This window comes from Micromonospora sp. NBC_00389, from assembly GCF_036059255.1.
Classification (GTDB): domain Bacteria; phylum Actinomycetota; class Actinomycetes; order Mycobacteriales; family Micromonosporaceae; genus Micromonospora.
The window spans coordinates 3,005,993-3,018,786 of record NZ_CP107947.1 but is presented as its reverse complement, the minus strand read 5'-3'; the positions used below and the strand labels follow the sequence as shown (position 1 = coordinate 3,018,786).

Below are 12,794 nucleotides of genomic sequence, written 5' to 3'. Positions count from 1 at the left end.
GTGGGGTTGGGCCGGAGACCACTCGGTGGACTGGCAACGCGCCTGGGTTAGAGGGCGCCGGACGCGCGCCGGATACCAGCGACCCATTCTGCCAGATCCGACGCCGATCTCTCGCACCGGACCCGGACACCGCGCCCGGCTCGCCCCGGCCGGTGACCGGGGACACCTCTCAGCGCACCGGCGGGCGGTCCCATCCCGGCGGAAGTTCGTCCGGTACGTCCAAGTCCTCAGGGGGTGCGAAGTCGCACCAGGTGCCGTCGAACGGGAACTCACCCGCCTCGGCGAGCGCGATCACCCGCTCCCCCTCGGCCCGGACCGCCTTCTCGTCGGTCACCCAGTAGTCGTCGGGGAAGGCGAGACGCTCGACGAACTCCTCCTCGTCCTTCCACTGCCAACGGCGATCCGGGCGAACCAGCACGTCGAGGTCCTGGTCCACCACGTCGACTCCGGCCACCGGGCCGTCATCCCAGCGGACGCCGGGCTCCTCCAGGTTGACGTACCAGTGGGCGAACCGGCCGTGCTCGTCGCGGAACCACCAGACGGAGTGCGCCGCCCCGGTGGGCAGGAACTTCAGCAGCGGCGGCCCGTTCCAGCGGCCGTGCGCCAGCCGGTACGTCGACGAGATCCACTGGGCGAACGGCATCGTCCGCATCCCCAGCCCCGCCTCGGTGACCTCGTGGGCCACCGGCGAGTCCCGGGCGATCCACACCAGCAGCCCGCGCTCGTCGTCGCTGACCACACGGCCCGGCCGGACCCACCCGATCCGGCCGTGCCGCACGTTGCGGTGCATAATCAGCCGACCCGGCGCAAACCGGTCGGCGGGGCCGCTCGGACGCACCTCAGTAGGCGCGGGCGAGGATCGCGACCAGGTCGGGCTCGTCCTCGGAATCCGGCACCGAGCCATCGGCGCGGAGCAGGCAGCGCACCGTGACGCCCTGGCCGTTCGCCTCGGCCTCGCCGGCCACGCCGACCACCGACCACGGCACCCGCGCCCAGCCGGTCGCGGCGGCCTCGATCGCCTCGGCGAGGGTGGCCACCTCCACCGTGCGCGACTCCCGGTTGGCCAGCGCCTGGTCGTGCAGCACCTGCTGGTCGGTCTCCAGGGCGGCGAGCACCGCGCCGATCACGTCGGCCACCGGCGTGGGGGCCTTCGATCCGTCGGTACGGCGCACCACCACCGCGTTGCCGGCGGCCAGGTCGCGGGGGCCGACCTCGACGCGTACCGGATAACCGCGCAGCTCGGCGTCGACGGCCCGGCGGCCGAACGGGGTGTCGGTCCGGTCGTCGAGCGCGACCCGGACACCGGCGTCGCGCAGGCCGTCGCGCAGCTTGGCCGCCGCCTCGCGCACCCCGTCGCCGTCCTTGACCACCATGACGTACGCCTGCACCGGCGCCAGCTTCGGCGGCACGCGCAGGCCGTTGTCGTCACCGTGGGCCATGATCAGGCCACCGAGCATCCGGGTCGACGTGCCCCAGGAGGTGGTCCAGGCGTGCTCCCGACCGCCCTCGGCCGAGGAGTAGCTGATGTCGAACGCCTTGGAGAAGTTCTGGCCCAGCTCGTGACTGGTGCCCAACTGGAGCGCCTTGCCGTCGCCCATCATGCCTTCGCAGGTGTACGTGGCGGTCGCGCCGGCGAACCGCTCGCGGGCCGTCTTCAGGCCCACCACCACCGGGATGCCGATCACGTTGACCATCAGGTCCTCGTACGCCTCGTGCAGGATCCGCCGGGCGTAGGCCCGGGCGTCCTCGCGGGTGGCGTGCGCGGTGTGCCCCTCCTGCCAGAGGAACTCACTGGTACGCAGGAAGATCCGCGGGCGCAGCTCCCAGCGAACCACGTTGGCCCACTGGTTGAGCAGCAGCGGCAGATCCCGGTACGAGTCGATCCACTTGGCCATGAACTCGCCGATCACCGTCTCGCTGGTGGGGCGCACCACCACCGGCTCGGCGAGCTTCTTGCCGCCACCGTGGGTGACCACCGCCAGCTCCGGCGAGAAGCCCTCGACGTGCTGGGCCTCACGCTTGAGGTAGCTCTCGGGGATGAACAGCGGGAAGTACGCGTTCTCCGCGCCGGCCGCCTTGATCCGGACGTCCATCTCGGCCTGCATCCGCTCCCAGATGGCGTAGCCGGCCGGTCGGATGACCATCGTGCCGCGGACCGGGCCGTTGTCGGCCAGCTTCGCCTTGGCGATCAGGTCCTGGTACCAGCGGGGGAAGTCCTCCGCGCGGGGAGTGAGCACGCGTGCCATGACCGCATATCCTATGCGTCGTACGGAGGGCGGCCGCGTCCGGGAGGCGCCGCGCCGCGCCGGGCGGTGTTCCGCACCCACTCGTCACGGCGACTGTGTCGGCCCCTGGGCGCGCTGCCGGGGCGACCGTACACTTCGACCACCATGACTGCATCGACGGACTCACCGCGGCAGCGACTGCGGGACACGATCGTGGACGCCGCCCGCGCGCGGACCATCGCCGCCGGCTGGGACGCGGTCCGGATGGGTGGGGTGGCCACCGCGGCCGGGGTGAGCCGGCAGACCGTCTACAACGAGTTCGGCAGCAAGGCCGGCCTGGCCGAGGCGCTCGCCCGACAGGAGGTCGACCGGTTCGTCGGCGACGTCCGGGCCGCGCTGGTCGCGAACGGTCCCGACGTCCGGGCCGGCGCGTACGCGGCGATCGCGCACACCCTCGCCGCAGCGGCGGACAACCCGCTGGTCAAGGCGATCCTGACGAGCGCCCGGGGCGGCTCGGACGAGCTGCTGCCGTACCTGACCACCCGGGCCGAGGTGGTGCTCACCGAGGCGTCCGGCGCGCTGATGGAGTGGGTCGGCGACTACCTGCCGGACGCCGACCCGGCCGCGCTGGCCTTCGCCGCCGACACCATCGTCCGCCTGGTCGTCAGCCACATCGTGCTCCCCCGGGACCCGATCGACCAGACCGCCGCGGCCCTGGCCGACCTGGCCGTGCGTCTCTTCATGACGGCCGCCCGCGCGCCCCGCTGACCCCACGAACCAGCCCGGCGGCACCGCGCCGCCCACAAGATCACCCCACGCGGGACGCCGCCGCCCCGCAAGATCACGCTGCTTCCTGGAAGTAGTGGCATCCCACGACGCCGGGGCCACTACATCCAGGATCGAGCGCGATCTTGCAGGCCGCGCGGGCGGTGCGGGGAACCCGCGACCCCGCACGCCGCGCGGGCCGCGCGTGTGTCAGCGGATGACGCGACCGCGGAGGATGGTGCGGGACGGGGCGCGGACGACGCGCAGGTCGTGGCGGGGGTCCTCGGGATAGACGGTCAGGTCGGCGAGGCCGCCCTCGACCAGGCCGGGGAAGCCGAGCCACTCCCGGGCGCCCCAGGAGGCTGCGGCGAGCACGTCGAGCGGTGCCATTCCGGCCCGTTCGTGCAGCAGCAGCATCTCCTCGGCGGCCAGCCCGTGGTCGATGCCACCGCCCGCGTCGGTGCCCACGTAGATCGGCACGCCCGCCTCGTGCGCGGCCCGCACCACCTCGGGGAAACGGTCCCGCAGCGCCAGCATGTGCTCGGCGTACCCGGGGAACTTGTCCCGCGCCTGCTCGGCGATCCCGCCGAAAGTGGCAATGTTGATCATCGTGGGGATCAGCGCGGTGCCCTGGCGGGCCATCTCGTCGATCAGGTCGAGGCTCAGCCCCGTGCCGTGCTCCACCGAGTCCACCCCGGCCCGCACCATGATCTCCACGGCCGACTCGGAGAAGGTGTGCACCGCCGCGCGTACCCCGGCGTCGTGCGCGGCCCGCACGGCCGCGGTGAGGGTGTCCGCGTCCCAGGCCGGCGCCAGGTCGCCCACGCCGCGGTCGATCCAGTCGCCGACCAGCTTGACCCAGCCGTTGCCGGCGCGCGCCTGCGCGGTCACCGTGGCCGCCACCTCGGCCGCGCCGACCTCCACCCCGATGTCGCGCAGATAGCGCTTCGGCGGCGCCACGTGCCGGCCGGCACGGGCCAGTCGCGGCAGGCCCGGCTCGTCGTCCAACTCGGGGTACGGGTACGGCGAGCCGGCGTCGCGGATCGCCAGCACCCCGGCGTCCCGGTCGACGTGAGCCAACTCGCGGGCCTGGTCCAGGGAGGTGATCGGCGCTCCACCACGGGCGATGCCGATGTGGCAGTGCGCGTCGACCAGCCCCGGCAGGACGAAGCCACCGTCGGAGACCGTCTCCGCTCCGGGCACCGCAGTGAAGGTCACCCGGTCGCCGACCAGCCAGAGATCCCGGACCTCGTCGTCGGGAAGCAGCACACCGCGCACATGAAGAGCCATGTGCACAGTCCTACCGGATCATCCCGTCGTCCGCGATGTCGCCCGCCCTCACCGACACCCGTTCACCGGGGACGGTTGTCGCCCTTGCCGAGCTTGTTGAAGTCGATCTTCGGGAGCTTGAAGCCGGGTGGCAGGCCCTGACCGCCGGCCAGGTCGTTCGGGTCCATCCCCGGCGGGAGCTGCGGCATGCCACCCGGGAAGCCGCCCGGCATCCCCGCGCCCGCCCCGGTACGCGGCCGACCGCCACCCTTGGTGCCCTTGCGCTTGTTCTTGGGCGACTTGGTCGCCTTGCGCCGGCCGCCGCCGGGCAGGCCCATCATGCCGCCCATCTGCTTCATCATCTTCTGCGCGTCGGCGAAGCGGTTGAGCAGCTGGTTGACGTCCATCACGGTGACCCCGGAGCCGTTGGCGATGCGCGCCCGGCGAGAGCCGTTGATGATCTTCGGGGTGGTGCGCTCGGCGGGGGTCATCGATCGGATGATCGCGGTGACCCGGTCGAAGTGGGTGTCGTCCAGATCCGCGAGCTGATCCTTCATCTGCCCCATGCCCGGCATCATGGCCAGCACGTTGGCGATCGGCCCCATCCGCCGCACCGCGATGAGCTGGTCGAGGAAGTCCTCCAGGGTGAACTGCTCGCCGCCCATCAGCTTGGCGGTCATCTTCTCCTTCTGATCGGAGTCGAAGGCCTGCTCGGCCTGCTCGATCAGAGTGAGGACGTCGCCCATGCCGAGGATCCGGCTGGCCATCCGGTCGGGGTGGAAGACGTCGAAGTCCTCCAGCTTCTCGCCGGTGGAGGCGAACAGGATCGGCTGCCCGGTCACCTCGCGCACCGACAGCGCGGCACCGCCGCGGGCGTCGCCGTCGAGCTTGGAGAGCACCACGCCGGTGATGCCGACGCCGTCGCGGAACGCCTCTGCGGTACGGACGGCGTCCTGACCGACCATCGCGTCGATGACGAAGATGACCTCGTCCGGGTTGACGGCGTCGCGGATGTCGGCGGCCTGCTGCATCATCTCGGTGTCGATGCCGAGCCGGCCGGCGGTGTCGACGATGACGATGTCCCGGGCGGCCCGCTTGGCGTGCTCGATCGAGTCGCGCGCGACCTGCACCGGGTTGCCGACGCCGTTGCCGGGCTCCGGGGCGTACACCTCGACGCCGGCACGGCCACCGAGCACCTGGAGCTGCCCGACGGCGTTGGGGCGCTGGAGGTCGGCGGCGACCAGCAGCGGCTGGTGCCCCTGGACCTTGAGCCAGCGGGCCAGCTTGCCGGCCAGGGTGGTCTTACCGGAGCCCTGGAGGCCGGCCAGCATGATCACCGTCGGCGGCTGCTTGGCGAACTGGAGCCGCCGGCCCTCGCCGCCGAGCACGTTGATCAGCTCTTCGTTGACGATCTTGATGATCTGCTGGGCCGGGTTCAGCGCCTGGGAGACCTCTGAGCTGCGCGCCCGCTCCTTGACGTTCGCGATGAAGCCCTTGACTACCGGCAGCGCGACGTCCGCCTCCAGCAGCGCGAGACGGATCTCGCGCGCGGTGGCGTCGATGTCGGCGTCGGTGAGCCGGCCCTTGCCGCGGAGCTTGGTGAAGATCCCGGACAGGCGGTCACTCAAGGTGTCAAACACGCGAACATCCCGTTTGTCAGTGTTCCGGCGGGCACAACGCGGCCGGCAGTGCGGAGTCCGGCCACCGCAAGGGTAACCGGCCGGCCGCACGGCCGCTGTCGGCCGGCCCGGCCCCGCGTCCCGGCCGTGCACCGCGCCGCCCGCGCGGGGCCGTCGGCGCCGTCAACCGGACACCAACCCCGACTGGTACGCGAAGACGACGAGCTGGGCCCGGTCCCGGGCTCCCAGCTTGCCCATTGCCCGGCTGACGTGGGTCCGCGCGGTCGCCGGGCTGACCACCAGCCGGGCGGCGATCTCCTCGTTGTTCAGCCCCTCACCGACCAACCCGACCACTTGGCGCTCCCGGTCGGTCAGCGCGTCCAGTCGGGGGTGCGGACGGGCGACCCGGGACGGCCGGGTGGCGAACTCCCGCACCACCCGACGGGTCACCGACGGCGACAGCAGCGCCTCCCCCTCGGCGACCAGCCGGATCGCCCGCAGCAGCTCGGCCGGTCGGGTGTCCTTGGTGAGGAACCCGCTCGCACCGTGCCGCAGCGCGTCGAAGACGTACTCGTCCAGCTCGAAGGTGGTGAGCACCACCACCCGCGTACCGGCCAGGTCCGGGTCGGCGACGATCCGCCGGGTCGCCTCGATCCCGTCGATGCCGGGCATCCGGATGTCCATCAGCACCACGTCCGGCCGTTCCTGGCGGGCCAGCTCCACCGCGCGCAGCCCGTCGGCCGCCTCGCCGGCCAGTGCCAGGTCGTCCTCGCTCTCGACCAGCGCGCGCAGCCCGATCCGGACCAGGTCCTGGTCGTCGGCGATCAGCACCCGGATCACGGGGACGGCTCCACCGGCAGCCGGGCGTGCACCCGGAACCCACCGTCGGGGCGCGGCCCGAGGGCCAGCCGCCCGCCCAGCGCGTCGACCCGCTCGCGCATCCCCGCCAGACCGTGCCCGCCGCTCTCGTCGCCGGCATTCTCGAACCCGGCGCGGGCAGCGCCCGTGCCCCGGTCGGTGACCTCGACGGTCACCTCGTCGGAGCGGTAGCCGACGGTCACCTCCGCGCTGGCCACCCCGGCGTGCCGCAGCACGTTGGTCAACGCCTCCTGCACCACCCGGTACGCGGCCAGATCCACCGCCGCCGGCAGCTCCCGGGGATCACCGACCAGCCGCACCTCGACGGCGAGCCCAGCCCCGGCGAGCCGGTCACGCAGCGCCGGAAGCCGGGCCAGGCCGGGAACCGGCCCACGCTCCGCCCCCCGCCGTACCGCGCCCAGGGTGACCCGCAGCTCGTCCAGGGCCTCCCGGCTGGTCCGGCTGATCGCGGTGAGCGCGGTCTCCGCCTGCTCGGGCCGTTTCGGCAGCAGATGCAGGGCGATCTCCGCCTGCATGCTGATCGCCGCCAGCCCGTGTCCCACCACGTCGTGCACCTCCTGCGCGATGCGCAGCCGCTCCTCGTCAGCCTGGCGGCGGGCCTGCTCGGCACGGGTGCGGGCCTGCTCGGCGCGGCTGCGTTCGGCCGCCTCGCGGTTGACCCGCACCACCACTCCCACCGCGAACGGTACGACCGCCCAGGCCGACGCGGGCAGCACTCCGGCCCAGCCGGGCGCCGTGCCCCGGGACCAGAAGACGTGGGTCAGCAGCAGCACGAACGCGCCACCGATGGCGAGCGACGCCGGGCGCACCGGCAGCCGCACCGCCACGGTGTACACCGCGACCAGGAAGGTGAGCAGGACCGGCCCGTACGGGTAGCCGAGCACCAGGTACGTCGCGGTGGCCACGGTAACCACGGCGAGGGTCGCGACCGGAGCACGCCGCCGGGCCAGCAGGGCCAACGCGGCGAGCGCGATCAGCACCCGGCAGGTGGCGTCCACCGGTCTCGACCCCGGCTGGTTGTCCCCGGCCAGGCCAGTGGCGAGCAGCCCGAATCCGAGCAGCACCAGGGCGAGCACGGCATCGGGAGCCGCCCGCCTCGCCCACTGCCCACTCCGCCGCATGGCCGTCATTCTGCCGGCGTCGACGCCAGTCGGCGTGCGTCCACGGGCGGCACCGCCACTACGCCCCCGGACGTACCCGCCGCCCCAGCGCCACCACGCCTCCCTGTTTGCCCCGCCCCGCCGTGCCGGCTGGCACTGCACGTTCTGCGGGGCGATGTGCCGGTCGGACAACCGCGCCGTCACCACCGCCTCGGTCGGTCAGCGCACCCGGCAACGCGCCCCGGGCGACGCACCCCCGGCGGCGCACCCCGCTGCGACGCACCCGGGGCGGCGAAAGCGGGCGGAAGGCTCGGTCGCACCGGGTCGGTGGCGGACACCCGAAAGTGCGTGATGACCCTGAGGCATAAATATTGACTCTGAGGTATCACACTCGTGGGAGTGACCGGCTGGACGAGGGTCCGGCGGCCGAGCATCCAGGGGGCACCGCGCGCGGCAGCCGGACAGCGACTGCCCCCGGGGCGTCTGCAGCACGCACGAGATCCGAGGGCAGCGCGGCGGCCAGGCAAACGCCGCGCAGGGCCGGGAAGCGCCGCGCAGGGCCGGGTGGCAGGCCGGATCCGAGGGTGGTTCAGACGGCGGCCAGGACCGCGGCCTCCAGGCGGGCCCGGGTGGCGTCGTCCGGCCAGCCGCCCACCAGGTAGAAGGCGTCGACCACGTCGGCTCCTAGGGTGGAGATGCGGGCCGCGCGGACCAGGGCGCCAGCCTCGTCGAGCGCGCAGGTGACCCGGTAGAGCAGCCCGGCGGCGTCCGCGGCGCGCAGCTCCAGCAGCACGGCGTCGGTGGCCGCCTCACGGTGCCAGACCACCCGGGGAGCCGCGCCGCCGCTCCGGGCGGCGAGCGCACGGCCGCGCAGTCGCTGGGTGACCGACACATCGCCGGCGACCGCTCTGCGCAGGTCGGCGCGGAGCGAAACCGGGTCCGGCGGCAGCCCGTAGCGGGGCTGCACCCGGCATTCGACCAGGGCGCGCCCGTCAACCGCGGAGGCGTCCGCGGAGATCACTTCCAGCCGGTGCAGGGCCAGACAGCCGGCCACCGTGGCGAGCAGGCCCCGACGGTCCGCGGCGGCCACCGCCACCCGGTCCCCGGTCAGGTGGACGACCGGCAGTGGCCCGGCCAGCAACGCCGGGTCCGGGGCCGGCGGTTCGGGCAGCACGCCGGTGTCCAGCGCGGTGCGGACCCGGGCGACCAGCTCTGCGACCAGTCGACCCTTCCATTCCGACCAGGCCGCCGGCCCGGTGGCCGCCGCGTCCGCGCGCACCAGCGCGTGCAGCAGGTCGAGGGTGCCGGTGTCGCCGACCGCCTCGGCCACCGAGGCGATGGTGACCGGGTCGGCCAGGTCCCGGCGGGTGGCCACGTCGGGCAGCAGCAGGTGCAGCCGGACCAGCTTGCCGATCAGCTCGGCCTCGGCGGTGGGCAGACCGATCCGGGTCGCCACCGCCTCTGCCAGCGGCACGCCGACCTTGCTGTGGTCACCGGGCAACCCCTTGCCGATGTCGTGCAGCAGTGCGCCCAGCAGCAGCAGGTCCGGCCGGTCCACTTCGCGGGCGTGTCGGCTGGCCTCGTGGGCGGTCTGCACCAGGTGCCGGTCGAGGGTGTACCGGTGTACCGGGTTGTGCTGGGGCAGGCTGCGCAGCCGGGTCCACTCGGGCAGCCAGCCGTCGACCAGCCCGTACCGGTCGCAGGTCTCCCAGGCCGGCACCAGGCCGGGCCCGGCACCGAGGAGGGTGGTCAGCGCGGCCCGGGCCTCGGCCGGCCAGGGCGCGGGCAACGGCGGGCAGTACGCCGCCAACCACTCGCAGGTGGCACGGGCGATCGGCAGTCCGGTGGCCGCCGCGGCGGCGGCCACGCGCAGCGACAGGCTCGGGTCAGGGCGTGCGCCGATCGCCGTACGGGCGAGGACCAGCTCGCCGTCGTGCTCGACCACGTCCCGGGCCACCGGGCGGCGGGCGGGGCGGGTGTTCCCGCCCCGGGAACGGCCCGAACGCAGCCGGTCGGCGGCCCTGAAGGCGTCGTCCAGGGCGTGGCTGACCGTGCGCGCGTCGCCGGCGACCCGACGCAGGAGGGCGTCACCGTCCTCGACGACGGCTCCGGGTCGCCGCGCGGGGTCAGACCCGCCCAGCTGGAGTTGTCGGAGGCCGAGTAGCGCGGCCACCCCGTCACGTTCCTGGGCCACCAGCCGGTCGACCCGGCGGCCGACCTGCTGGTGCAGGGCGTCCCGGGTGTCCAGCAGGCGCAGGTGGGCGGCGCGCACGGCGGGGCGCAGCGCGTCGGTGATCCCGGCGGCGGAGATCGCCCGCAGCAGCCCCACGTCGCGCAGCCCGCCAGCGGCCTCCTTGAGGTCGCCCTCCAGCAGGAAGGCCAGCTCACCGTGGGCCTGCCAGCGGGCGGCGGTGACCTCCCGCAGCCCGGGCAGCTGGCGGACGGCGGTCCGCCGCCAGTGGTCGGCGGCGGTGCGGATCAGTGCGTCGGCCAGCGACCGGTCACCGGCCACCAGCCGGGCGTCGAGCAGCCCGAGGGCGACCTTGACGTCGTCCTGGGCCACCGAGAGCGCCTCGGCGACGGTACGCACCGAGTGGTCCAGCCGCAGGCCGGCGTCCCAGATCGGGTACCAGACCGAGGCGGCCAGCTCGTCCGTGCCGGGCACCCCGGCGTGCAGCAGCACCAGGTCGAGATCGCCGTACGGGGCGCACTGCCGCCGGCCCAGCCCGCCGACGGCGACCAGAGCCACCCCGTCACCCTCGGGCAGCAACCCCCGCAGGAACCTGTCGTACGCCGCGGCACGGGCCAGCCGGGCCGGCTCGCCGATCCCCCCGGGTACGCCGACGACCTCGTTGATCAAGAGGTCCGCGTCGCCGTCACCGGCGTGCCCTGACGCGTTCCCCTTGATCAACGAGGTCATGTCGGTCGTGGTCCGGGTCAGAGTGCGTCGAGGCCGCGCTCGCCGGTACGCACCCGGACGACCTCCTCGACACCGGTGACCCAGACCTTGCCGTCCCCGATCTTGCCCGTGCGGGCAGCCCCGACGATGGCGTCCACGATTTTTTCCACGTCGATCTCGTCGGTGAGCACCTCTACCCGGATCTTGGGCAGGAACTCGACCGTGTACTCGGCACCCCGGTAGACCTCGGTGTGCCCCTTCTGCCGCCCGTACCCCTGCACCTCGCTGACGGTCAGCCCGGCCACCCCGAGGGCGTGCAGAGCCTCCTTCACCGCGTCCAGTTGGTACGGCTTGATGACTGCGGTCACCAGCTTCATGTCCAACCCCTCCATCCCAGGAACGTTAACCGGCGACCTTCGCGCTGACCGGCTCGGCGGAGTCCGCCTCCGGCTTGGCACCGCTCGCCGCGCCGCCACCGGGGGTGCCGATGCCGGCCATCGCGAACGCGCTGCCCGTGCCGCCGCCGGCCGGGGACAGGTCGTAGCTGCTCTCGGCGTGCTCGGCGATGTCGATGCCATCGACCTCAGCCTCGCCCTTGACGCGGAAGCCGATCGTCTTCTCGATGACGAAGGCGAGCACCCAGGCGATGCCGAACGACCAGACGGAGACGATCAGGCCGGCGAGCGCCTGCCGACCCAGCTGGGTCGCGCCGCCGCCGTAGAAGAGGCCGTCCGAGGCACCCACCACGTCGCTGATCGCGGCGTTGACCGAGTTGGTGGCGAAGAGACCGAGCCAGAGCGACCCGATCCAACCGCCGACGAAGTGCACGCCGACCACGTCGAGAGAGTCGTCGTAGCCGAGCTTGTACTTGAGGCTGACGGCGAGCGCACACACGGCTCCGGCGACGATGCCGAGCAGGACGGCGGCCCAGGGTGCGATGAAACCACAGGCCGGGGTGATGGCGACCAGGCCGGCCACGGCACCGGACGAGGCGCCGACCATGGTCGGCTTCCGGTCCTTGATCCACTCGACCGCGATCCAGCCGAGCACCGCCGCCGCCGTAGCGAGCTGGGTGTTGATGAAGGCGAGCCCGGCGACCGAGTCGACGGTCAGCTCCGAACCGGCGTTGAACCCGAACCACCCGAACCACAGCAGGCCCGCACCGAGCGCGACCAGCGGGATGTTGTGCGGCTTCATGCCCTCGCGCGGCCAACCGAGCCGCTTACCAAGCACCAGCGCCACGGCCAGCGCGGCCGCACCGGCGTTGATGTGCACCGCGGTGCCACCGGCGAAGTCCAACGCGTGGATGTCACCGCCGATGATCCCGCCGCCCCACACCCAGTGGGCGACCGGGAAGTAGACCAGGGTGGCCCAGCCGAAGGCGAACAGCAGCCAGCCGGCGAACTTGGCCCGGTCGGCGATGGCACCGCTGATCAGCGCGACGGTGATCACCGCGAAGACCATCTGGAAGGCCATGAACACGTAGAGCGGTACCCCGATGCCGCTGGGGTTCTCCGCCGTCGCGCCCCACAGGTCGGTCTCGGCGAGGAAGGTCTTGGTGCCGAGGTACGCGCCCGGGTCGCCCCAGAATCCGTTCACGTCGGTCCCGAAGGCGACGCTGAAGCCGTAGAACCACCACAGAATAGAGATGAGCCCAATGGCGGAGAAGCTCATCATCATCATGTTGAGTACGCCCTTGGCCCGGTTGAGGCCGCCGTAGAACAGCGCCAATCCCGGGGTCATGAGCAGCACGAGCGCGGTCGAAACCAGCAGCCAAACGGTATTGGCGCCGTCGATCGTCGGTGCTTCAGGCACGCTGGCCTCCTAAAGGTGAAGTCCTCCTTCGCGGCTTTCCGGGGCAGCGTCGCCCGTAGGCCGGTTGCGCGGAAGCTTCGCGGCCGGCTGTTTCACCCAGGGTCTCGTGCCGGTTTCCGTTTCGTGACGGGTTGTTTCGTACGTGTCACGAAGTCCGCACAGCCAGCGGCATGGACAGTGGTGGATCGTCCAGACAACGTACGCCGATGGCTGACCGGCCAGG

10 protein-coding genes are annotated in these 12,794 nt (G+C 72.9%); 1 reads left to right on the top strand and 9 read right to left on the bottom strand.

All coding sequences use genetic code 11. From position 1 onward, the window contains the following. Positions 1-169 precede the first annotated feature (169 nt). Entirely contained in the window at positions 170-790 is a 621-nt protein-coding gene (locus OG470_RS14380) for a DUF402 domain-containing protein (protein WP_328424520.1), read from the bottom strand. 49 nt (positions 791-839) lie between these two features. Further along, positions 840-2,246: a proline--tRNA ligase gene (proS, locus tag OG470_RS14375; RefSeq protein ID WP_328424518.1), complete on the bottom strand. Its 1,407-nt coding sequence runs from the start codon at positions 2,244-2,246 to the stop codon at positions 840-842. 144 nt (positions 2,247-2,390) lie between these two features. Here proS and OG470_RS14370 point away from each other — a divergent pair, with 144 nt between their 5' ends. After that, positions 2,391-2,993 carry a TetR/AcrR family transcriptional regulator gene (locus tag OG470_RS14370; protein WP_328424517.1) on the top strand — a complete coding sequence of 201 codons (603 nt, stop codon included), beginning with the start codon at positions 2,391-2,393 and terminating at the stop codon, positions 2,991-2,993. Between the two features lie 207 nt (positions 2,994-3,200). On the opposite strand, the gene OG470_RS14365 is transcribed toward OG470_RS14370, so the two are convergent. The 7 genes from OG470_RS14365 to OG470_RS14335 all read right to left on the bottom strand — a co-directional run bounded on the left by OG470_RS14365 (position 3,201) and on the right by OG470_RS14335 (position 12,571). Continuing rightward, positions 3,201-4,280, bottom strand: a complete 1,080-nt coding sequence (locus OG470_RS14365) for an amidohydrolase family protein (protein ID WP_328424516.1) — start codon at positions 4,278-4,280, stop codon at positions 3,201-3,203. A 62-nt stretch (positions 4,281-4,342) separates the two neighbouring features. Next, positions 4,343-5,899: a signal recognition particle protein gene (gene ffh, locus OG470_RS14360; protein WP_328424514.1), complete on the bottom strand. Its 1,557-nt coding sequence runs from the start codon at positions 5,897-5,899 to the stop codon at positions 4,343-4,345. Positions 5,900-6,061: 162 nt separating this feature from the next. Then, complete coding sequence (locus tag OG470_RS14355; protein ID WP_328424512.1) at positions 6,062-6,718, bottom strand: response regulator transcription factor; 657 nt, start codon at positions 6,716-6,718, stop codon at positions 6,062-6,064. Beyond that, the gene (locus OG470_RS14350) at positions 6,715-7,878 is read right to left on the bottom strand and encodes a sensor histidine kinase (protein ID WP_328424510.1); all 1,164 of its coding nucleotides are present in this window, start codon (positions 7,876-7,878) and stop codon (positions 6,715-6,717) included. Before OG470_RS14350 ends, OG470_RS14355 begins: the two co-directional genes overlap by 4 nt. Before the next feature lie 568 nt (positions 7,879-8,446). Further along, the gene (locus OG470_RS14345; RefSeq protein WP_328424508.1) at positions 8,447-10,777 is read right to left on the bottom strand and encodes a [protein-PII] uridylyltransferase; all 2,331 of its coding nucleotides are present in this window, start codon (positions 10,775-10,777) and stop codon (positions 8,447-8,449) included. A 17-nt stretch (positions 10,778-10,794) separates the two neighbouring features. Then, complete coding sequence (locus tag OG470_RS14340) at positions 10,795-11,133, bottom strand: P-II family nitrogen regulator (RefSeq protein WP_007456507.1); 339 nt, start codon at positions 11,131-11,133, stop codon at positions 10,795-10,797. Positions 11,134-11,158: 25 nt separating this feature from the next. Beyond that, complete coding sequence (locus OG470_RS14335; RefSeq protein WP_328424506.1) at positions 11,159-12,571, bottom strand: ammonium transporter; 1,413 nt, start codon at positions 12,569-12,571, stop codon at positions 11,159-11,161. Between the last annotated feature and the right edge of the window lie 223 nt (positions 12,572-12,794).

What these genes read in the sequence shown, in the direction of transcription:
- OG470_RS14340 (WP_007456507.1), bottom strand. Translation starts at nt 11,133, where the DNA reads ATGAAGCTGGTGACCGCAGTCATCAAGCCGTACCAACTGGACGCGGTG.
- OG470_RS14365 (WP_328424516.1), bottom strand. Translation starts at nt 4,280, where the DNA reads ATGGCTCTTCATGTGCGCGGTGTGCTGCTTCCCGACGACGAGGTCCGG.
- OG470_RS14350 (WP_328424510.1), bottom strand. Translation starts at nt 7,878, where the DNA reads ATGCGGCGGAGTGGGCAGTGGGCGAGGCGGGCGGCTCCCGATGCCGTG.
- OG470_RS14345 (WP_328424508.1), bottom strand. Translation starts at nt 10,777, where the DNA reads ATGACCTCGTTGATCAAGGGGAACGCGTCAGGGCACGCCGGTGACGGC.
- OG470_RS14380 (WP_328424520.1), bottom strand. Translation starts at nt 790, where the DNA reads ATGCACCGCAACGTGCGGCACGGCCGGATCGGGTGGGTCCGGCCGGGC.
- proS (WP_328424518.1), bottom strand. Translation starts at nt 2,246, where the DNA reads ATGGCACGCGTGCTCACTCCCCGCGCGGAGGACTTCCCCCGCTGGTAC.
- OG470_RS14370 (WP_328424517.1), top strand. Translation starts at nt 2,391, where the DNA reads ATGACTGCATCGACGGACTCACCGCGGCAGCGACTGCGGGACACGATC.